Below are 21,256 nucleotides of genomic sequence, written 5' to 3' on the forward strand. Positions count from 1 at the left end.
TAGGAAAGATGGGCGGGGCCGGGGCCCCGCCGAAGCGCTTTAGGCGCCGATGATGTTGTGGCCGGGTCCATAGGGGAAGCCGGTGATGTTTTCAGCGCCATCGTCGCCCACGATCAGAATGTCATGTTCGCGATAGCCGCCCGCGCCGGGCTGGCCTTCGGGGATCCACAGCATCGGCTCAATCGAGACGACCATGCCGGGTTCCAATACTGTGTCGATATCCTCGCGCAGTTCCAGACCGGCCTCACGCCCGTAGTAATGGCTGAGGATGCCGAACGAGTGACCGTAGCCGAAAGAGCGGTATTGCAGCAGGCCTTCCTGAGCGAAGAAGCGGTTGATCTCGGCGGTGATGCCGGAACAGGTCGCGCCGGGTTTGATCAGGCTCAGGCCCAGTTCATGCGCGGCCACGTTGGCCTGCCACAGGCGCAGGCTGTCGGCATCGGGCTCGCCCAGAAACAAGGTGCGTTCCAGCGCGGTGTAGTAGCCCGAGATCATCGGGAAGGTGTTCAGAGACAGGATATCGCCCTTTTGCAGCGCGCGTTTGGTCACCGGGTTATGGGCCCCGTCGGTGTTCAGACCCGACTGGAACCAGACCCAGGTGTCGCGGTATTCGGCCTGCGGATAGGCGCGGGCGATTTCAGCCTCCATCGCATCGCGGCCTGCCATGGCGATTTCGATCTCGGTCGCGCCTTCGCGGATCGCGGCGTGGATGGCGGCACCCCCCACATCGGCGGTGCGCGCGCCGCCTTTGATCAGCGCGATCTCTTCTGCGGATTTCACCATGCGGGCGGCCATGGTGTCGGGCGCGATATCCACCAGTTCGGGTGCGTCCAGCATGCGCAGGGCGGTATCGCGGGCGGCCAGCGTCATGTGGTCGCCTTCGATGCCGATGCGTTTTGCGCCACTGATCAGGCTGGCCACCGCGCGCCAGTAATTGTCGCGCTGCCAGTCGGTGTAGATCACGTTTTCATCGACCGAGCGGCGCCAGGGCTGACCCGCATCGATATTGGCCGATACGGTTGTGCAGGCGTCCTGTGTAACGACGCAACCATAGGGGCGGCCAAAGGCGCAGTACAGAAACCCCGAGTAATAGGCGATGTTCTGCATCGAGGTCAGCAGGACGGCGGGAATGTCCCGCTGCGCCATCACGGCCCGCAGCTTGGACAGGCGGCGATCATATTCGCCTTTGCTAAAGGGCAGGGGGGCCTTGTCACCATTGTGGCAGGTGAAGAATTCGGGGCGATTGGATAGGTCTTTCATCATATGGTCTCTCATCTTTGCCGGGAAAAGCAAGAACCCGGCCACATGTCCCGGCGTTCAGGACAGGCGGTCTCGGGGTCCGAGAGCCGATCACCCCCTTACGTGCCGCGACGCCATCGCAGCGAGGGTGAACAGGGAAATCGTTAGATCAGACGATGCGATCCGTCAAGCGGGGGAAAGACCCCGCAGACGTTCCGATCGACGACGCAGCAGCTCGACCGTGGTCAGCAGCGCGATGGACAGAACCACGAGGATTGTGGCGACCGCCAGAATGGTCGGGCTGATCTGTTCGCGCAGGCCTGTGAACATCTGCCAGGGCAGGGTTTTCTGGCTGGCGGAGCCGACGAACAGGACCACGACGACCTCGTCAAACGAGGTGATGAAGGCAAACAACCCGCCCGAGATCACGCCCGGCAGGATCAGCGGCATCTGGATTTTGAAGAAGGTCCGTACCGGTCCTGCACCCATATTCGCGGCAGCGCGGGTCAGCGAGCGGTCAAAGCCCACCAGCGTCGCAGTGACGGTGATGATGACGAATGGAATACCCAGAACGGCGTGGGCCAGGATAACCTTCAGATAGCCCACGAAGTTCTTATTCATGCCCAATGTCCCTTCTAGGAAGCGGCCAATGTCGCTGTAGAAAAAGAACATGCCGGTGGCTGAAATGATCAGCGGCACGATCATGGGGGAAATCAGAATACCCATGATGGCGCGCCGTCCCGGCACGTGGGATTGGCTGAGCCCGATGGCGGCCAGTGTGCCCAGTGTCACTGACAGGACGGTCGCGATCGGCGCGATGATCAGCGAGTTCTTGAAGCTGCGCTGCCATTCGTTGTTCGTAAAGAAGTCGCGATAATGCTTGAGCGAGTACCCCTCGGGGTCGAGCCGCAGCATTTCCGGCGTGAAGGTAAAGAAGTCCTGCGCGTTGAACGACAGCGGCAAGACCACAAGGATGGGCGTGATCAGGAACACGAAGATCGCGCCGCAGATCACGCGGAACAGGTAGTGGTAAAACACCTGTTTCGCGGTCAGATAAGGCAGCAGCTTCTGACGATAGCGGCCTTCATAAAGCCAATAGGTGAACCAGGCAAAAAACCACCCGCCCAACAGGCCCAGAACTCCGCCAAGGGGTCCGGCGAGCAGGAACCCTCCGATCCCGAAGCCCAGGATGTTGATCCAGCGGGCCAGTTGCTCGTTCTTCAGGACGGTGATGTAGACCCAGGCCAGCGCGGCGATCAGGGCGGCGCCGATCAAAATGCCCAGAAAAATTGATCCGTTGCCTGCGCCGACAAAGACGCCGGCAAAGGCCCCGGCCAGTGCGACGCTGGGTAGGACTATCGAAAGTGGTTTGCGGGATATCGGAGTAAGTGCGGCCATTTCGATTATCCCAGCTTCACGTTATCAATGCCCACGATCTTGTCGTAGCACCAGTAGAGCAGCAGCACGACCGCCAGAAGGATCGTTCCCAATGCCGCGGCCAGTCCCCAGTTCAGCGAGGACGAGATGTGGTAGGCGATCCGGTTCGAGATGAAGACACCCTTGGTGCCGCCCACGATTTCCGGCGTGATGTAGTAGCCGATCGCCAGAATGAACACGAGGATCGATCCCGCACCGATGCCTGGAATAGATTGCGGGAAATAGATGCGCCAGAAGGTTGTCCAGTTGGTGGCCCCCATGGACTTCGCCGCGCGGGTGTACGCGGGCGGGATCGTCTGCATCACCGAATACATCGGCAGGATCATGAACGGCAGCAGGATATGCGTCATCGCGATGATCGTGCCAATCTGGTTGTTGATGATCACCAGCCGCGCATCGTCAGCCACCAGACCAAGCCAGACAAGGGTTTCGTTGATCACCCCCTGTTGTTGCAGCATGACTTTCCACGCCGAGGTTCGCACCAGAAGCGACGTCCAGAACGGCAGGAGAACCAGTATCATCAATATGTTCGATACGCGCATCGGCAATGTCGCCAGCAAGTAGCTGACCGGGTAGGCCAGCAGGATGCACGAGGCGGTGATCACCAGCGACATGAACAGGGTCCGGCCGAACAGCTTGATCAGGATCTGCTTGTCTTCGGGCTGTGACTGCGCGCCCTCGGGGGTGCGGCGCATGTCGACCGCATTGAGGAAATAGCCATTGGTGATTGCAGGCGAATGGGTTTTGATGACGGCCCATGTATTGGGCTCGCCCCATCCGTCGTGAATTTCGATCAGTTGCTCTTTGAACGGACCATCGGTTTCCGGGTCCAGTTTCTTGATGCTACGTCCTGACCTGCGGAACATCGAAGACATGCCTGTTTCTTCGTAGTTCAGACGCGAGCCCAGACGGGTATGCGTTTTGTTGTCGATGGCGACAACCATGTCGCGAACAAAGGCGTCATAGACGGCCTCATCCGGCAATTCACCGGATTTTTCATCCCATTCGCCCAAGGCCTGAACCGTCAGCGGCAGGGTTTCGGCGACTATGCTGTTTTCGACCGAACGGAACAGCATCGAGGCGATAGGAACGATGAAGGAGAACATGACAAACAGAAGCAGCGGGGCGATCAGCATCAAAGCCCTGAGCTTTTGCCGCCGCAATGACCGCGCCAGTGACTGTTTCAGCGGCGTACCGTCTGCAGCCAGCATTGGCCCTGCGTTTTCGCTTGCGTCCGTCATCATTGTACCCTGTTTTGTCTTGGTCTGGGGGCGGCGCACCGCCCCCGACGGTTTTATGGCGTCAAGCCCGGCTTATTGTGCCAGCCACGCCTGGAATTTGGCGTCGATGTCATCACGGTAGTCAGCCCAGAACTCGTAGTTATAGAGGAACGTGTTCTTGGCGTTTTCCGGATCGGTCGGCATATGCGGTGCCATGTCGATGCCCAGATCGGCATGCTGACCAACCAGCGGCGCCGAGGAGGCGCGAGCCGGGCCATACGAGATGTATTTGGCCTGATCTGCCAGACGCTGCGTATCGGTCGCGAACATGATGTAGTCCAGCGCCTGCTGCTGACGCTCTTCGCTTAGACCGGCGGGAATGATCCAGCCGTCCAGATCGAACACCTGCGCGTCCCACAGCATGGCGACGGGCTGGTTCTGCTCTTCGATGACGCTGAACAGACGACCGTTGTAGGTGGAGCCCATGATAACTTCGCCATCGGCCAGCAGCTGCGGCGTGTCAGCACCGGCAGACCACCAGACAACGTTGTCTTTGATGGTGCCCAGCTTGGCCAGTGCCTGGTTCTGACCTTCTTCAGTGGCCAGCACGTCATAGACATCGTCCTTGGCGACGCCGTCACAGATCAGAGCCCATTCCATGTTGTTGATCGGACGCTTCTCAAGCGAACGCTTGCCCGGATAAGTTTCCAGATCGAAAACCGCGCAGACATCGGTGGGCGGAGTGTCGCCAACCAGATCGGTGCGATAGCCGAAGGTGGTCGAATAAACGATCTGCGGGATAAAGCAGTCGCTGACCAGCAGATCACCGAAATCTTCCGAAGCTGGTGTACCATCGGGTGCCGGTGCCAGCATTGTGTCGGGGTCGATTTCCAGTGCCAGACCTTCGTCGCACAGGCGGATCGCGTCAGCGGCAACCACGTCCACCACATCCCATGTGATGTTGCCCGCTTCGTTCATGGCGCGCAGTTTCGCAACCGCTTCGGCCGAGCTGTCATCATTCAGGATGGTGACGCCGGTCTTTTCCGAATAGGGCTCGTGATACGCTTTCAGCTGAGACTTCGAATAAGCACCGCCCCACGAGACGATTGTCATCTCCTCGGCTGAAACGGCACCAGCAGCCGTCGCAAGCGCGGCCACCGTCAGTAGTGTCTTTGTCGGTTTCATATGATACTCCCAGTAAGTCCCGTTTGTTGTGTTGTCAGCTGGCGCACGGGTTCTCGCCAGCCGGTCCCTCGGTGAAACCGCGCTTGTACTGCGCGGTTTGGTCTATGCGTCAAGCGCACGACAATCCTTTGCCAGCCAGCCAATGTCGATCTCTTGACCGGGCTGAAGGCGAATGGCATCGGGGGCGTTGCGCGTCTTGACGATGAACTCATCATTCCCGGCAACCGACATGCGGAAGCGGAACACATCACCCATATAGATGAACTCCTTGACCGTTGCCTTTAGCGTATGTGCATCGGCATGCAGGCGGTCCTTGTTGAATTCGACGCGTTCGGGCCGGATAGACACTTTGGTCCGGTCACCCGGAGCGTTCACATTGATTGGAACCGCATCAATCTCGGACCCGTCATCCAGTTGCACAAGGCAGGTGTCGCCATCAATCGATTTGATCACGCCTTCCATTGTATTGTTTTCACCAATAAACTGCGCAACGAAGCTGTTTTCGGGTTCCTCATACAGCTGATCCGGCGGGGCCAGCTGCTGAATGCGGCCATCATCGAACACTGCGACGCGATCTGACATGGTCAGCGCTTCGGTCTGGTCGTGGGTTACGTAGACCGTCGTGATGCCCAGCTCATGCGCAAGGCGGGTGATTTCGAACTGCATATGCTCGCGCAGCTGTTTGTCCAACGCGCCCAGCGGTTCGTCCATCAAGACCAGCTCAGGCTCAAACACCAGCGCACGCGCCAGTGCGATCCGCTGTTGCTGACCCCCGGAAAGCTGCGCCGGACGGCGGCCGCCAAAGGCTCCCATCTGAACCATATCCAGCGCGCGTTTGACCTTTTCCTCGCGCTCGGACTTGCCCAGTTTGCGCACCTCAAGCGGGAACGAGAGGTTCTCGGCCACAGTCATATGCGGGAACAGGGCATAGTTCTGAAAGACCATGCCGATGCCACGCTTGTGCGGCGGGATGTTGTTGATCGGCTTGCCGTCCAGAAGAATTTCACCATGGGTGGCGGTTTCAAACCCGGCCAGCATCATCAGACATGTTGTCTTGCCCGAACCCGAGGGGCCCAGCATGGTCAGAAATTCACCTTTTGGCATGGCGAGGTTAAGATCTTTGACGACGAGGTTTTCGCCATCATAAGATTTTTGAACGCGTTGGAATTCGACAAACGCGGCGTCGTTCATAGATTCGGTCACAAGACCCCCTGTAGCGTCAAATGATTATCCGCGTTTTGCGGATTTCATTGATCTGTCCGAAAGATTTAAGACCAAGGCGGTTACGTAATGCAACAACAAATCTTGGATTGAATGGGCGCGATCGACAAATGTCGACCTCGCGAACAATTTAGTCAAAAATCTTTTCTTTTGCGAACAATTTCAACGTTTGGTGAGTCGAGTACTGCTTATTGCGTTGGCAGTCTAGGCACTGCTCGCGTCCAACGTTCTTGTTCTTTCTAAGTGCTGTTTTCTAAATGTAGTTGGTGTTGTTCCAGTTTGATCCCGAAAAGCACGGTTAAACGGACCGAGTGAGGAAAAGCCCACATCAAAGGCGATGCTGAGCACGGTGCGGCCCTCCATTTCGGGTTCGATCAGCAGTTTCTGCGCTTCGATAATGCGGAACGTGTTGACGTAGCCTGGGAAGTTCCGGTGCCCCATGCCCTGATTGATCGCGGCCCGGATGCGATGCTCTGGCGTGTGCAGATGCGCCGCAAGCTGGGCTACGGTCAGCCCCTCGTGACGCCACAACCCTTGTTCCATGGCGTGTTGAATGCGTTGTGCTAAAGCTGCTTGGGCCGGGTTGGCCGGTATGTTTTCCGAAGCGCTGCGTGGTGCGGTGCGCCAAATATCCGGGCGCAAGTCTACCGACCATCCAAGAAACGCCGCCGCGGACAGAAATATGACGCCCGCTTGCAGGGCAAACAGCCCGCGCGGCATTGTGCGGTCCAGTTGCAGGATCTCAACGGCAGTGATGACGCTGGCAAGACCCAGAACCCAGACCAAGAACCACCGCCTGAACTGGCGGCGCTGGGCGATCAGGTCATCCGCATCCCCGCGTATCACCACACTGAGCATGTGTAAAAATAGCAAAAGCGCAGCGAGTCCACGCAGTGCTGCGACCCAGACATGCAAATGCGAAAACCAGGCCGAGGTGACAATCATCACCGCAAGCCCGATCTGCCATGGCTTTACATTTACATGATCCTGAAAAAGCTCAAGCGCAGCCCAATACAGCAGAACCGGCACCAGCGCGGCCACCCAGATCAGCGCGGCCTGCGCCATCGGGTGCAGCGGGATATCTGGTGTGGATACGATCAGATAGGGGCAAAGGCACAAGCAGAGCGCTACGACAGACAGTCCCTTTCTGTTCACGCGACCGTTGAGGAAGATACAGGCGCATAAAACAAGGGCGCCAAGGGCGGCACCTCTGAGAAAGATATCAAACATTGCCAGATCGGACATTCTGACCCCAACAGAACGGGCGTTTCCTGCCCGGGTCAACGGTTTGGGCTGGTCGATTTCAGAAAACCCTCGCCGATTCTGAAGAAAACCCGCCGGATTTTGAAATCGGCAGGTCATGTGCAGTGGCGGGTGCCAAACCTTCGCTCGTATCTATTCAGACGACGGAGCGTATTATGTTGACCCTTTCGAACATCATGACCCTTTATGCCGAGGTGTTTGGTGCAGACCTTCTGCGCTATGTCATCGGTGCTGGCGGCACTTATCTGCTGATCAATCTGTTGCTGTCACGCCGGTTGAGTCGGCAAAAGATCAGGCCCACGGACCCGCCCAAGGGGCAAATCAGGCGCGAATTGCTGGCCAGCCTGCGCACGGTTCTGATCTTCGCGGCTGCCGGGACGTCGGTTGCGCTGGGCGCGCGGGCTGGTTTGATGACGATCTATCCCGAGATTGCAGATCGCGGATGGGGGTATCTTCTGTTCAGCGTGGCGGCGCTGATCATCTTGCATGACGCCTGGTTTTACTGGAGCCATCGCCTGTTGCACCATCCGCCTCTGTTCCGGCGGTTTCACCGGTTGCATCACAGATCGCATCAGCCGACGCCTTTCACCTCGTACAGTTTTGACGTGGGCGAGGCCATCGTGAATGCGATCTACCTGCCGCTTGTGCTGATCATATTGCCCGCGCATCCCATCGCGCTGTTCATCTTTGTCACCCATATGATGCTGCGTAATGCTTTGGGGCATTGCGGGGTCGAGGTGTTTCCGGCCCGGTCCGATGGGCGGCCTGTTTTTGGCTGGATGACCACCGTCACGCATCACGATCTGCACCATGCCCATGCGGGGTACAATCTGGGGCTTTACTTCTCATGGTGGGATCGGTTGATGAAAACCGAGCATCCGCAATATCATGAGAGTTACGCCCAAACAGCGCCGCGTTTGTCGAGGGCCCGGCTGGGCATTGTTGGTCTGATCGTTGCGCTGATAGCGGGCCTATTGGCTAACCGGTCGCAGGCGTTTGATCTAAGCGGCAGCTACGCCTCGCCGGGTTTGGGTGTGGTGGTTCGGTTTGAAGACTGCCCCTCAGACAAGGCCGCGACCTGTGGTCGATTGCTTTGGGTCTGGGATCAGGCCGATACGCCACATGCGCGGATCGGTGATCTGATCCTGACCGGGCTGAAGTTCAATGGTGAAGTCTGGGAGGGTCAGCTGCGCGACCCGGAAACCGGGCGAATGTATCGAGGCACAATCCAAAACGCCTCGGCCGTCAGCCTGAAACTGCGCGGCTGCGCGGGGATCTTCTGCGCCAGTCAGACTTGGCATTCGACGCGATATCTTGAAAGCGTAATGGGTCGCCTCGACCATTGATCCGGGCCCCGCTAGTTGTCCTTTGGGGTGAAGTCCTGAGACACTGGCCCACGATACTTTTCCATCAGTTCGTCTGGAACTTCGGTTCCATCGACCAGAAACGGCAGAATGCCCCTGCGCAGTGACCGACCGCGCATCGCGTCCAGATCGGTGTCGGAGCGGGTGACGCGCTGAGACATGCGCCGCCCCCATGTCGCCAGCATGCCATACAGGCGGTCGATCTGATCTGTGTGGCTGTCTGTTTTGGCAAGGTCGTTGAACTCGTCCGGATCGTTTTGCAGATCGAACAGCATCGGGCGGAACCCGCCTTCGGCATGGATCATCTTGAAACGACCGTCAAAGACCATGAACAACCGTGCGTCCGGGTTCGAAAGCCCAAGCGCCTGACGCATCGGTGTGAGGCTATAGTCATATTCGCTGATCACGAAGTCGCGCCAGTCAGGTGTTTCCCCACGCACCCACGGCATCAGGCTACGCCCTTCGAGGATATGACCCGCCGGTTCCCCACCTGCGACCTCAAGGAAGGTAGGCGCCAGATCGATCTGTTCGACCAGCGCATCACAGGTGGTGCCGCGGGTTCCGTCTGCTTCAGGACGTGGATCGTAGAGGATCAGAGGCACTTTCACAGATTGCTCGTGGAACAGATCCTTCTCACCCAGCCAGTGATCGCCCAGATAGTCGCCATGATCCGAAGTCAGTACGATCATCGTGTTCTGCATCTGATCCGTGGCTTCCAGGTGATCCAGCAGGCGGCCAAGGTGATCGTCGCATTGCTTGATCAGCCCCATATAGGCAGGGATGACCTTTTGCCGGGTCTCTTCCTTTTGAAAGGCGGCGGCGATCTTGTTGTTCATGAACGCAGCGTAGACGGGATGGGGGTCGTCCCGCTCGACCTCTGCCCGCGCGGCCGGTGGCACGTGGGCCGGTCCGTACATGTTGTGATAGGGGGCTGGCACAATATAGGGCCAATGCGGTTTGATATAGCTGACATGGGCGCACCAGGGCCCTTTGGCCTGATCAATGAAGTCAATTGCGCGATCCGTCAGCCAGGGCGTTTCGCTATCTTCCTCGCGTATGTTGGCGGCTTTGTCTGCGTTTCGGAACAGCCAGCCGCTGGCGATCTCACCATCTTCAACCCCTGCATTGGCATGATTGGCCCAAGGGTTTTGGGCCTCATAGCCTTTGGATTTGAGATAGTCGTTATAGGGCGCGGGTTTTTCGTCGTAAAACCCGTCGGGCCCTTCGCCCCAAAGCCCGTCATCGCGGACCCAGACGTCAAATCCGCACTCAGCCTGCCGTGCGCCAATGATGCTGTCGGGCGACAAGCCCAAACGCGCCATTCCGGCAGCGTCGGCTTTCATATGGGTCTTGCCGATCAGCCAGCACCCCATACCCGCGTCCCTTAAGTGATCGCCCAGCGTGACCTCGCCGACGCGCAGCGGATACCCGTTCCATTGCGCACCATGGGAGGAGGTATAGCGCCCGGTGTAACAGCTCATCCGGCTCGCCCCGCAGATCGGCGATTGCACATAGGCATTGGTAAAACGCACGCCCATCCCTGCAACCCGGTCAAAGTTCGGTGTGTCCAGATGAGGGTGCCCGGCACAGCCGAGATAGTCGAACCGCAGCTGCTCATACATGATGAACAGGATATTCATGGCAGCCTTCAATGATCCTCTCCTTAAATCGTGCTAGATCAGGGGGCTGGTCTTTGCAATGAGGGGTCATAAGCGGTTTATCAGATGATCCCGACCTGGTGTGTCGAATATTTTTCCCAATTCATGGATTTCCGGATTTACCTGCAACGCCTTCTTCGGCCAAGTTGGCCGCGATAGGAACGCCCTCGATGTCGGACTGACGCGTGCGTTTCACAGGACGGTTCGAAGGAAAAGCCCGAGATGACAGAACGGAACGGTGGCGTTGTGCTGGTGGAATGCTTGCAGGCGCTGGGCGCACGGCACAGTTTTGGTGTGCCGGGTGAAAGCTATCTGGCGGTGCTGGATGCGCTGCATGATACCGGTAGCGCGCGGGCGGGGGCCAATGGAGCGCTAGATTTCACACTGTGCCGGAACGAGGGGGGTGCGGCCTTTATGGCAGCAGCCTACGGCAAACTGACCGGACAGCCGGGCATCTGTTTCGTCACACGTGGTCCGGGGGCGACCAATGCGTCGATTGGGGTGCATACGGCGATGCAGGACAGCGCGCCGATGATCCTGTTTGTGGGTCAGGTGGGCACCGACATGAAAGGGCGCGAGGCGTTTCAAGAGATCGACTATCGTGCCTATTTTGGGACCGTCGCCAAATGGGTGACCGAGATTGAAGCGGTTGACCGTATCCCCGAAATCATCGCCCGCGCCTGGACCACGTCCGTCTCGGGCCGCCCCGGTCCGGTCGTCGTTGCCTTGCCCGAGGATATGTTAACCGATGTCACCGATGTGCCCGCGCTTTCGGGCCCGGCGGTCGTACATGAGCCCGGTCCAACGCCCGAGGCCATTGCTGGCGTGATCTCGGCCCTGTCCGGTGCGGATCGCCCGTTGATTCTGGTTGGAGGGGGCGGCTGGCGCGCCGAAGGAGGTGCAGCATTGCAGCGTTTTGCCGAAAGCTCTGACATCCCCGTTGTGGCCGCGTTCCGGTTTCAGGACCTGTTTGACAACCACTCCCCCAGCTATGTCGGCGATGCCGGAACCGGGATGACACCGGCCACGCGGGCGCAGATACAAGGCGCGGATGTGCTCCTGGCCATCGGCGTGCGGTTCGGAGAGATGACAACCGAAGGCTACACTTTGCTGCGCGTGCCTAAGCCGGAACAGAAGCTGATCCATGTCCATGCCTCGGACCGAGAGCTTGGCAAGGTCTACATTCCCGATTTGGGTATTCAATCCGGTCCGAATGCCTTCGCAACCGCCCTGTCCGAGCATGTGGCGAGTGGAGGATGGGCAGATTGGCGCGCGCAGGCGCGTGCGGACTATGAGGCTGGTTTCGACCTGCCCGACCTGCCCAGCCCCGTCGATATGGGCAAGGTTTCGGCCTATTTGCGCGATCGCCTGCCCGATGATGCAATCCTGACCAATGGTGCGGGGAACTTCACCGTCTGGCCGAACAAGTTTTTCAAATACGGTCCCCAACAACGCCTGTTGGCCCCGCAATCCGGTGCGATGGGATATGGCCTGCCCGCAGCCGTTGCCGCCAAAGTGGCGCATCCGGAGCGGACCGTTGTTTGCTTTGCCGGGGACGGGGATTTTCAGATGAACTGTCAGGAGCTTGGGACTGCGATGCAGGCGGGTGCGCAACCCATCGTTTTGATCCTGAACAATGGCACCTACGGCACCATTCGAATGCATCAGGAAAAAACCTATCCCGCCCGCGTTTCAGGGACCACGCTGGATAACCCCGATTTCGCAGCACTCGCCCGGTCTTATGGCTATCATGGCGAGCGGGTTGAGCGGACCGAGGATTTCGAGGCCGCGTTCGAAAGGGCGTTGGCGTCGGATACAGGGGCTGTTCTGGACCTGAACATTTCGCCTGAGGCGCTGACCCCAAGGCAGACCCTCAGCCAGATGCGCGAAGGGGCGCAGAAGGCGGGGTCATAGTCTCTAAATTGAACATTGGTGCGTGAGCGATATACACAATAGATGGATCAACGCTCATCACTTCTTTCCTTTGAACTTGAAGTAATAAAAATATGCTAAAACCATGAAACTCAATGCACAGACAAGGTCGACAGAAAGGTAACTGGCACCTGTTTTCCATCGGTAGGCTACCATCGCCACAATAATTGCGCAGCACGCCCAAAATTCTATAGCGCGTTTCCTCACTCGAACTTCACTCAGCATAAGCAACAACTAGACCTCATCTTTTAGTATGCTTGCAGCCACCCGTTCTAAAATCAATTTTTTGGGTTGGGCTTCTAACGCAGAGTAGATTCCAAGTCTGGATATTGCGATTTCCAACGTAGATATACCCTATCCAATTTAGTCTGTGCAGAGCTTCAAAGGGACCGAAGCCATGCATTGATTGCTTTTGGGGTCGGTCAAGTCGGTCCAATGAAAGGGCAGGCTATGTAATTTCTAGCAAAACGCCGCCCGGTTTTCGGGGGATGCCAAAGCTGATCACTCGCGAAAGGCGCGGTTGAAATAGTCAGCCATGGGCTTGACCAAATAGGACAGGGGCGTGCGCTCGTCGGTCTTGATCATCGCCTCTACCGGCATGCCGGGCAGAAGAACCTGACCGTTCAATCGTTCGATCTGTCCTTCATCGGGGACCAACTCGGCTCGGTAGAAGGTGAAACCGGTTTGTTCGTCGGTGAATGTATCGGCCGAGACGTTGACCACATGGCCGTCAAGCTCTGGCGTTTCGCGCTGGTTGAAGGCGGGAAAGCGCAGGGCGACGGGTTGGCCCACATGCAGCTGATCGACGTGGATCGCATCCACCCGCGCGGCCACCAGCAAGGGCGTGTCCTGCGGCACGACATACATCATGGGCTCGGCGGGCTGAATCACCGATTGCAGGGCAAAGACCTGACTGCCGTAAACCGCGCCGGATACGGGGGCGCGAATGTCCAGCCGGGACAGACGCTCTGTCAGAGACAACCGCCGTTCCGACAGTTCCGCGACCTGCGATTGCACGTCGCGCAGGGCTGTAATCGCCTCTTCCCTGCGGGTGGCGCCCAGTTCGACGATCCGAATTTCAGTTGCTGCGATCTGGCCTTTGAGCCGCGCGATTGCGGCCTCAAGGCGTCCGATCTCACCGCTTAGGCTGGCCTCTTCCCGTTGCAGGGCCAGGACCCGGCTGGCCTGTGTCAGGCCGCGGCTCAGCAGGCTTTGTTGATCTTCAAGTTCTTCGCGGATCAGCTCGACCTGCAGGCGGAGCGAGACCAGCTGCGCCTTGGTGCCGTCGATCTCACTTTCGGTTTGGACCAGCTGTTTTTTCAGCTGATCGGTTTGCTGGGTCATTGTGTTCACCCGCGCCTCGAACAGGCGTTGTTGACCGTCGATCAGGTCGCGCTGGATGCCATGTTCTTGCTGAACGGCGTCCAGTTGAGTGGCCAGGTCTTCGGGGCTGGCGCTGTCCCGTTCCGCTTCCAGCCGGGCACGACGTGCGAGCAGTTCGAACAGCTGCGCCTCGACGATGGTTTTTTCCGAAGACAGGAACGTATCGTCCAGCCGCAAAAGCAGATCGCCGCTGGACACGACCGAGCCGTCGCGCACAAATATCTCGCCCACGACGCCGCCATCAGGATGTTGTACCACTTGCCGGTTGCTTTGCACCTCGATCGAACCTGAGGATACAATTGCACCGGCCAGTTGGGTGTATACCGACCAGATACCAAGACCGCCGACCAGAATGGCAAGGGCCAAGAAACCCACTAATGCGGGCACGGTAATCCGCCAGGGTGTGCGCCCGTCGGTTTTCGTCTGCTCGGTCATCCGGTGTTCACCTGATTGAGATTGCGTTTGATGGCGCCAGCGTTCTGGACCATCGCGTTCAACACCTCGTCACGGGTGCCGAACTTGACCAGCTGTCCCTGCTCGACAACCGCCAGCGTATCGCATTCCGAGATGGCTTGAGGTCGATGGGTCATGATGATGGCTGCTTTTCCCGCCTCTTTCAGTCCGCGTACTGCTGCGTTTAACGCCTCGGTTCCATCCGCATCAAGGGCCGAGTTCGGCTCATCCAGGATCAGCAGCACCGGTTCGCCATAAAGGGCCCGCGCCAGTGCGATGCGCTGTTTCTGGCCGCCTGATAGCTGGCTGTCATTGCCTTCCAAAAACGTGTCATAGCCCTTCTCCAAAGACAGGATCAGCTCATGCGCGTTGGCCTTTTTGGCAGCTTCGACCACGGCCTGCGGATCGGGGTTTTGCGACATCCGGGCGATGTTTTCGGCAACCGACCCATTAAACAACGTCACTTGCTGCGGCAGATAGCCAATATGCTGGCCCAGATCGGTGGGGTCATATTGATCCAGTGTCGCGCCGCCCAGCCGAATTTCCCCGGCAGCGGGCTGCCAGAGGCCCAGCAACGCCTTGGCCAGCGTGGTCTTGCCTGATCCGCTTTTGCCGATCACCCCAAGCGCCGTTCCGGGTTCCAGATTCAATGTCACATTGCGCAAGGTGGGTGCCGCCGCGCCCGGAGGGATCACAGTCAGCGCCTTGGCGGCTAGGCGTGCCTCGGGTGTCGGTAGCTTGGTGCGGTTGGGTTCGGGCGGGGTCTGGTCCAGAAACTGGTTGAGCGAGGTCCAGGCGGCGCGCGCCTTTTCGATCATGGACCATTGCCCGACTGCCTGTTCGACAGGGGCCAGCGCCCGACCCAGCAGGATCGACCCTGCGATCATCGCACCGGGCGACAATTCGTTCTGCAACACCAGCCAGGCGCCAAGCGCCAACATGGCCGATTGCAGAAACAGCCGCAGCGATTTTGTCAGCGAGGTAAAGCTGCCCGTCCAATCACTGGCCGCTATTGTCTGACGCAGCGCATCAGTGCGCTGGTTCAACCAGCGCAGGGTCACATCCTGTTGCATCCCCTGGGATCGAACAACCTCGGCCGCTTGTCGGGCATGTTCCGAGAAGGAGTTGGCCCGCGCCGATGCAGCCTGCGCCTCGGCCACTTTGCGGCGGGTCAAGCCTTGGTTCAACAAGGCAATGACGATCAGAAGCCCGCCGCCGGCTACGGCCAGCCATCCCAGAAGCGGGTGGAATATGAAAATTGCCGCCAGAAACACCGGGGTCCACGGGATATCCATCACTGCAAGCAGCACAGGCGACGAGCACAGGTTCTGGATCGACTCAAGATCGCGCAAGGCGGTGGCCGGGGCTGAGCGAGCCTGCGGGTTAAGCGACCGCCGCAACGTGGCATCGAACACCCGTTCATCCAGCTTGGATTGAAACCGCGCGCCGAAACGCGCCACGATGCGACCGCGGGCGAAATCCAGCATCGCCATCAGCGCATAAAGCAGCGCGACAAGGATAAACAGCGCTGTCAGCGTCTCAACCGCGCGCGAGCTGAGCACCCGGTCATAGACCTGCAACATGAACAACGGCCCGGTCAGCATCAGAAGATTGACGAAGATGCTGAACAGGAAGGCCAAAGCCAGAAAAGTGATCCCCTGATTGCGAACGGTGCGCAATTCATGGCGTGGGGTGGGCGACAATCTGTGTTCAGGTTTCAAGCTGCGTTCCACATCAATCAGGTCGGGCGGTGCAGGTCCCTGACTTAGAAAGGCTGACCTGCATTGCCAAGAATGCTTCCCTTTTCAAGCAAGAAGTCGCGAATAACAAGGCAGGCACAAGGCAGTTTTCAGCCAAGCGTGTCATTTGTGAAGATCGGAAGGCCCAAGGTGGACCAGGCGGGAAACAGGCGGCTTAACTTAGGGTTGCGATTTGATCCAAAACCGCGCAGCTGACCGTGATCCCCTTGGCCTCAGCTTCGGTCCGGTTTTTCAGTCGTCCATCGCCGGGCACACGGGCGTCGCCATTGCCTTCAATCTCGGCACAGATGCGGGTGATGTAGTCTGAGAAGGCGTCATTGCCAAAGCGGGCAGGGTCCAGGGTAATCAGCGTCGCCCCGCCTTTGATATTCAGCGCGCCATGTGCCTCACGTTCAGCATTGTCGACGGACAGGGTGCCGCCGGCCAAAGCCGCGCCCAGAACCTCGACCAGAAAGGCAATGCCCGCGCCTTTGTGGCCTCCAAACGGCAACAGGCTGCGAGTTTCCAGAATGGCGTCCGGATTTGCTGTGGGGGTCCCGTCGCGATCCAGCCCGGCGGGTTGCCGCAAATCATGCCCTTCGGCGGCGGCCATCTTGATGTCCATAAACGCCACGGCGGACGAGGCCTGATCCCACACCACCGGTGCGGCCCCATCACGGGGGCAGGCAAAGGACATCGGGTTGGTGCCGAAGACCGGACGCACGCCGCCTTGCGGCACCACCAGCGACAGTGAGTTGATGACGGCTATGGCGACCAGCCCAGCCTCGGCGAAAGGTTCCGTGTCAAAACGCAGCGCACCCAGATGATGGCAATTGGCACAGGTGAAGGCGGCTATGCCATTCTCGCGGGTCATGTCGATCAGTTCGTCGCGCGCCGCATGCGCTGCGATCTGGTAGTAGCCATTATCCGCATCCCCGCGCAGAACGCTGGGCGCGATGCGTTGAATGACAGGTCGAGCCACTGGGTTGGCGTAGCCGGATGTGAAGCTTTGGGCATAAATCGGCAGATTGCGCAAACCATGGCTGCGTGGCCCATCCCGTTCCGATCGCATGATGATATCGGCCAGAATCTCGCTTCCGACCTCATCCACACCCACCCGTTGCAGCGTCGATTTCGCAAGCGATCGCACATCGGCCAGCGTGAGGGTTTGCATTGACGGATCTGTCACGGGCATGTCCTTTGGGTCTGCGACGCAAGGTGATCTATAAAGGGTATCGGCAGGCCTTGCGCCGGAATGGTCAGATGAAGGTTTAAGCCCGTGGTTTCCGGCTAAGCAACCCGTATTTCATCGCCCAGGATCGAAACGAACGACGTTTGCGTTTGTCCGTCTTCAGGGCCTGTTTCGACTGAGTTCCACCTTTGCGATTGAACTCGTAGACATCGATAACCCGCTCGGCGCAGCCGCAGGCCTCGCCCATGCCAACCTTGGCGAAGTAAAACTTTTCGAACCGTTCCGGTTTGTGCATCTCGATCCCCTTGCAGCCTTGATTGAACACTTATTCGCAGAAAAAAGCCAACGGTCTTTATAGCAAGGTGAGATGGGATGAGTGTTTGCAGGACTGGAAGTTCAGATGCCGGGCCCATCTATTTGCCCAAGATGTATCGGCGCTTTGCCAATAGCGGTGGTGCGCGCGCTTATGTTTTGTATGTTGGGATGACCCCAACCGGGGGCTTTTGCTGGATGTAGATTCCAATGCGTTCAAGCACGGGTTTTCTGGGACAATCCGGGCGGGTCGCCGCTCCGAGATCCCGCAAATGACCGGGCGCGTCGAACGGGATGAAGCAGAGCGGCCAGTTGTCTCTTTTGAATTGCTCGGCGGCCAGCGCTGAAACGATGGTGCAATCATTGGTATGGCAAATGTAGCGACATACGGTTTCAAACCGCATAGCCGTTAGGTCAAATCGTTTGCTGGTGCGAAACGATGGATTGCGTTTGGGCAGCCGGTTTTCCAGTTCATAGCCAAAGCTATGCGGTAGACGAATGAAATCATGGGCTGGAACGTCTTCGGGGGGCAATCGATGGCAGGTCGCAAAGCGGATGCCCTTCCCGCAGGGCAAGGAACAATGGTTCGGACCAGATTGACGTGAAATCAAGGGATGCATTGTTGTTGATTTTTGCCACCAACGCCACGTCCAACGTGTGGTCTTCGACCATCCGAAGCATGTTCTGCGGCAGGTCTTCGATCATCACGACCCGCATTCTTGGGAACAGGCTATTGAACAGGTCAGAAAAGTACTGCGTCAGATAGGGGGCCAGAGTTGGCGTCATCCCAATTGTAAAGGGGACCGCTTCGGGGTCACGGAACTCGATCGCCGTGTCGCGGATTTTTTGGGCATCCAGGAGCATACGTTTTGCGATCTCCGCGATGCGCGCGCCGCATGCTGTCGGTCGCACTTCGTTGTTCAGGCGAAGAAACAGCTCGTTCCCCAGCTCGGTCTCCAGCTTCTTGATTTGATTGGACATGGCCGGTTGCGAGACGTTGCTCGCGCTTGCGGCCTGTCTGAACTGGCCGTGTTCGACAAGGGCCAAAACGTATTCCAAATCTCGAAGGTTCATAATCGACTAAATCCGCATTCACATATCTTCAAAGATACGCATAATCAGGTGCGGCCAGAAGTCCAGCGGGTGATTTCCCGGCGTCCCAACGCTCACTTCCGATAACAAATCTGTTAGTTTTCGTAAGCGAATAGATTGGCCTTTGGGTGGCGATGATCCTGATCAGCCTTGTTTCAACTGGTTTCTGAGTTTCAAAGCTCACGCCTTGCCTGCGCTGTTACCCGCGCCGAAGCGCTGGTCAAGGCCCGGTTGATGACCTCGACGCCATGTTCCTATGCATAGCCGATACCAGTGCGGAAGTGTTTCGACTCCGTACTAGAAAAGGGGCTTCCCCTTGTGCGGGGTCGATGCATTGTCTGACGCGGCTTGGTGGAATTCCACGTGGAACTCTGCGTCGTCAGATGGCCGGATATAATGGCGGGATTCAGGTTCAACTACCTGGTTCGAGCCTGCATGAATATCGCGTTCTTCTGCAGATGCCGTATCCACATAGGTGACCGAACCCTTGTGGACGATCAGCAGCCCCCAAACTTCGGCTTTGGTCGCATGATCCCTCAAGAACCCTTTGGGTACAGAGCTTGAGGTGAAGGTATTGGTCTCTTTGTATTTGGTGACACCGGACGGAAGCTGCTTATCCTTCAACATGCGTCAATCTCCTGCTTGGGCTTTGGTTGAGCATTGGGGAACATTGCCTTTTTGAATGTTCCAGCCATTTTCTCAGCGCGCGCCATCAGGAACGCGCTTGCTTCGGCGGACTGGGTGATATCCATGACCGTCTGTTGGAACAGCCCCAACCATATGCCGAATTGCATTGGTTTGACCCCGTTCAGCGCTTTGTGAACAACCACTGGTTTCCCGGCATAGGTCCCGGCGTTCAGCGCGACCGAAACCCAGAAGGCTTTCATCTTGTCCAGATGGGCATCCCAATCATCCCCGATCTTTTCCTCAAACGTTGGTGCAAGCAGGGGGTGCGCGCGAACTCGCAGGTAAAACTCATCGACAATGGCCGCAAGGATATCCGGGGTCAAACCCAGCGCGACCACAGCGCGCTGATGTTCAAGGCGTCTTTGATGCGCGATGTTGCCAGGGTCAAAACCGTCTGGTTCGACAGCCACACCATCCACGATCTTAAGGTACTCGGATTGCATCATGTCCAGTGTATCCCGAACCGGCTGATTTTCAGAATTCTCGTTCATCGGTTGTCACCCCAACAGGTGTCACGTGGTTGCGATTGCATTGACAAGCTCATCGCTGCTGCAAAAATACGCATTTATGATACCTAATTAAGAAATGCAACCCTGACGCTCCAAACCTCATAGGATTATTCAAGATGCACGCGCAGATTAAATCAGATGTCGAAACGCACGATGTCGTACTGTTCATGAAAGGAACACCGGGTGATTCACCCTGTGGATACTCATCGCGTATGGTTCAGATTCTTGACCATTTTGAGATCGAATACACCGTTCGAGATGTTCTGGCTGCCGATGAGCTCAGATCGGCCATCAAGACCTATTCTGGGGTGAAGACCCTTCCTCAGCTTTTCGTGGGCGGGTCGTTCGCTGGTGGAACCGACGATATACGCGAGATGTATGAAAACCGCATGTTGCAGGCATTCTTCAACGGTCGCGGTGTCGCTGCCAATGCGGATGCCCAAAATATTGATCTGGATATCCATGAGGTCTCAAGGGACGAAAAAAAGGCCTGCGCAAAGAACTAGCGCGTAGCTTTCGCGGCAGGCTTTCTCACCTAAGCTTGCCGCGCGATGATACCCACATAGGCGCACCGGATCTGACTACGAAAGATGCGCCGTTGCTTCTATTTCCACCTTGGCACGGTCTTCGATCAGCCCCGCGACGACGACCATCGACATGGCCGGAAAATGTCGGCCGAAAACCTCGCGGTAGGCTTGCCCGACCTCTTTTTGTGCGGCCAGATATTCGGCCTTGTCTGTTACGAACCATGTCAGCCGGGTTACATCCTCGACCTTGCCACCTGCCGCCTCAACAATGGTGCGGATGTTGAGCAGAGCCTGCCGCATCTGAACGATAAAATCGTCGCTGACGAAGGTCTTTTGGGAATCCCAGCCAATCTGCCCGCCGATATGCAGGACCCCGTCTTTCGTCAGCATACCGTTTGCATAGCCCACAGCAGGCAGCCAACCTTCGGGATGAATGACATCATGGGGCATTGTCAGCCTCCTTTGTTTCTTTGAATTTTCGGGCAATTTCGGATGGCCAAGCCGTGGGGCGGCCCGCTGCATCAACATTCACAAGGGTCGCTTCGGTTTCAAAACGCAGTTCATCGGCTGCATGTGCGGTCATCACATAGCGGGCCGATGTGCGACCCAGATGTATGATGCGCAAGCGCAGGGTCAGGTGATCTCCATGGTGGCTTGGAGCGGTAAAACGGGTCTGGATCTGGGCCGTCGGTACCGCACCGGATTTGTGCAATGTCTCAAACGGGTGGCCAAGCACCTCGTCGAAAAACGCCTCGACACAATCGTTCATCATCTCGAAATAGCGGGGGAAAAAGACGATCCCCGCCGGATCGCAATGTTTGAACAGCACTTTTTGTTGCATCT

General features: G+C 57.8%; 20 protein-coding genes. 3 read left to right on the forward strand and 17 right to left on the reverse strand.

From position 1 onward, the window contains the following. Nucleotides 1–39 precede the first annotated feature (39 nt). From AC2FGE_RS03205 to AC2FGE_RS03230, 6 genes are all read right to left on the reverse strand, one after another. Entirely contained in the window at nucleotides 40–1,260 is a 1,221-nt protein-coding gene (locus tag AC2FGE_RS03205; RefSeq protein WP_496818285.1) for an aminopeptidase P family protein, read from the reverse strand. 165 nt (nucleotides 1,261–1,425) lie between these two features. After that, a complete protein-coding gene (locus AC2FGE_RS03210) occupies nucleotides 1,426–2,637 on the reverse strand; it encodes an ABC transporter permease (protein WP_496817751.1) in 1,212 nt (403 codons plus the stop codon). Nucleotides 2,638–2,642: 5 nt separating this feature from the next. Continuing rightward, nucleotides 2,643–3,917, reverse strand: coding sequence for an ABC transporter permease (locus AC2FGE_RS03215; RefSeq protein WP_496817752.1), 1,275 nt, complete (start codon nucleotides 3,915–3,917; stop codon nucleotides 2,643–2,645). A gap of 72 nt (nucleotides 3,918–3,989) precedes the next feature. Beyond that, complete coding sequence (locus tag AC2FGE_RS03220; RefSeq protein WP_496817753.1) at nucleotides 3,990–5,081, reverse strand: extracellular solute-binding protein; 1,092 nt, start codon at nucleotides 5,079–5,081, stop codon at nucleotides 3,990–3,992. Nucleotides 5,082–5,183: 102 nt separating this feature from the next. Further along, nucleotides 5,184–6,272 carry an ABC transporter ATP-binding protein gene (locus AC2FGE_RS03225; protein ID WP_496818286.1) on the reverse strand — a complete coding sequence of 363 codons (1,089 nt, stop codon included), beginning with the start codon at nucleotides 6,270–6,272 and terminating at the stop codon, nucleotides 5,184–5,186. Nucleotides 6,273–6,506: 234 nt separating this feature from the next. Next, nucleotides 6,507–7,547: a helix-turn-helix domain-containing protein gene (locus AC2FGE_RS03230; protein WP_496817754.1), complete on the reverse strand. Its 1,041-nt coding sequence runs from the start codon at nucleotides 7,545–7,547 to the stop codon at nucleotides 6,507–6,509. Nucleotides 7,548–7,720: 173 nt separating this feature from the next. Between AC2FGE_RS03230 and AC2FGE_RS03235 the strand changes: the two genes are divergently transcribed. Further along, on the forward strand, nucleotides 7,721–8,911 hold the full coding sequence (locus AC2FGE_RS03235) for a sterol desaturase family protein (protein ID WP_496817755.1): 1,191 nt from the start codon (nucleotides 7,721–7,723) through the stop codon (nucleotides 8,909–8,911). Between the two features lie 11 nt (nucleotides 8,912–8,922). On the opposite strand, the gene AC2FGE_RS03240 is transcribed toward AC2FGE_RS03235, so the two are convergent. Continuing rightward, on the reverse strand, nucleotides 8,923–10,569 hold the full coding sequence (locus tag AC2FGE_RS03240; RefSeq protein ID WP_496818288.1) for a sulfatase-like hydrolase/transferase: 1,647 nt from the start codon (nucleotides 10,567–10,569) through the stop codon (nucleotides 8,923–8,925). Nucleotides 10,570–10,809: 240 nt separating this feature from the next. Here AC2FGE_RS03240 and AC2FGE_RS03245 point away from each other — a divergent pair, with 240 nt between their 5' ends. Beyond that, nucleotides 10,810–12,501, forward strand: coding sequence for a thiamine pyrophosphate-binding protein (locus AC2FGE_RS03245; RefSeq protein WP_496817756.1), 1,692 nt, complete (start codon nucleotides 10,810–10,812; stop codon nucleotides 12,499–12,501). A gap of 519 nt (nucleotides 12,502–13,020) precedes the next feature. On the opposite strand, the gene AC2FGE_RS03250 is transcribed toward AC2FGE_RS03245, so the two are convergent. From AC2FGE_RS03250 to AC2FGE_RS03285, 8 genes are all read right to left on the reverse strand, one after another. Then, complete coding sequence (locus AC2FGE_RS03250) at nucleotides 13,021–14,337, reverse strand: HlyD family type I secretion periplasmic adaptor subunit (protein WP_496817757.1); 1,317 nt, start codon at nucleotides 14,335–14,337, stop codon at nucleotides 13,021–13,023. Next, the gene (locus tag AC2FGE_RS03255; protein WP_496817758.1) at nucleotides 14,334–16,058 is read right to left on the reverse strand and encodes a type I secretion system permease/ATPase; all 1,725 of its coding nucleotides are present in this window, start codon (nucleotides 16,056–16,058) and stop codon (nucleotides 14,334–14,336) included. The genes AC2FGE_RS03250 and AC2FGE_RS03255 overlap by 4 nt, the downstream gene beginning before the upstream one ends. Nucleotides 16,059–16,269: 211 nt before the next feature. Beyond that, complete coding sequence (locus tag AC2FGE_RS03260; protein WP_496817759.1) at nucleotides 16,270–17,283, reverse strand: Ldh family oxidoreductase; 1,014 nt, start codon at nucleotides 17,281–17,283, stop codon at nucleotides 16,270–16,272. Nucleotides 17,284–17,365: 82 nt separating this feature from the next. Further along, nucleotides 17,366–17,611, reverse strand: a complete 246-nt coding sequence (locus AC2FGE_RS03265) for a hypothetical protein (RefSeq protein ID WP_496817760.1) — start codon at nucleotides 17,609–17,611, stop codon at nucleotides 17,366–17,368. A 139-nt stretch (nucleotides 17,612–17,750) separates the two neighbouring features. Next, the gene (locus tag AC2FGE_RS03270; RefSeq protein ID WP_496817761.1) at nucleotides 17,751–18,131 is read right to left on the reverse strand and encodes a hypothetical protein; all 381 of its coding nucleotides are present in this window, start codon (nucleotides 18,129–18,131) and stop codon (nucleotides 17,751–17,753) included. Then, nucleotides 18,103–18,672 carry a LysR family transcriptional regulator gene (locus AC2FGE_RS03275; RefSeq protein WP_496817762.1) on the reverse strand — a complete coding sequence of 190 codons (570 nt, stop codon included), beginning with the start codon at nucleotides 18,670–18,672 and terminating at the stop codon, nucleotides 18,103–18,105. Before AC2FGE_RS03275 ends, AC2FGE_RS03270 begins: the two co-directional genes overlap by 29 nt. 315 nt (nucleotides 18,673–18,987) lie before the next feature. Then, nucleotides 18,988–19,317, reverse strand: a complete 330-nt coding sequence (locus AC2FGE_RS03280) for a TehB family protein (protein ID WP_496817763.1) — start codon at nucleotides 19,315–19,317, stop codon at nucleotides 18,988–18,990. Next, entirely contained in the window at nucleotides 19,311–19,868 is a 558-nt protein-coding gene (locus AC2FGE_RS03285; RefSeq protein WP_496817764.1) for a group III truncated hemoglobin, read from the reverse strand. Before AC2FGE_RS03285 ends, AC2FGE_RS03280 begins: the two co-directional genes overlap by 7 nt. 134 nt (nucleotides 19,869–20,002) lie before the next feature. On the opposite strand from AC2FGE_RS03285, the gene AC2FGE_RS03290 reads away from it, so the two are divergent. After that, entirely contained in the window at nucleotides 20,003–20,392 is a 390-nt protein-coding gene (locus AC2FGE_RS03290) for a glutaredoxin family protein (RefSeq protein WP_496817765.1), read from the forward strand. A gap of 75 nt (nucleotides 20,393–20,467) precedes the next feature. On the opposite strand, the gene AC2FGE_RS03295 is transcribed toward AC2FGE_RS03290, so the two are convergent. Both AC2FGE_RS03295 and AC2FGE_RS03300 read right to left on the reverse strand, forming a co-directional pair. After that, on the reverse strand, nucleotides 20,468–20,863 hold the full coding sequence (locus tag AC2FGE_RS03295) for a RidA family protein (protein ID WP_496817766.1): 396 nt from the start codon (nucleotides 20,861–20,863) through the stop codon (nucleotides 20,468–20,470). Beyond that, the gene (locus tag AC2FGE_RS03300) at nucleotides 20,853–21,254 is read right to left on the reverse strand and encodes an acyl-CoA thioesterase (RefSeq protein WP_496818289.1); all 402 of its coding nucleotides are present in this window, start codon (nucleotides 21,252–21,254) and stop codon (nucleotides 20,853–20,855) included. The genes AC2FGE_RS03295 and AC2FGE_RS03300 overlap by 11 nt, the downstream gene beginning before the upstream one ends. Nucleotides 21,255–21,256 lie beyond the last annotated feature (2 nt).

Source organism: Ruegeria sp. YTSA075 (genome assembly GCF_059610245.1).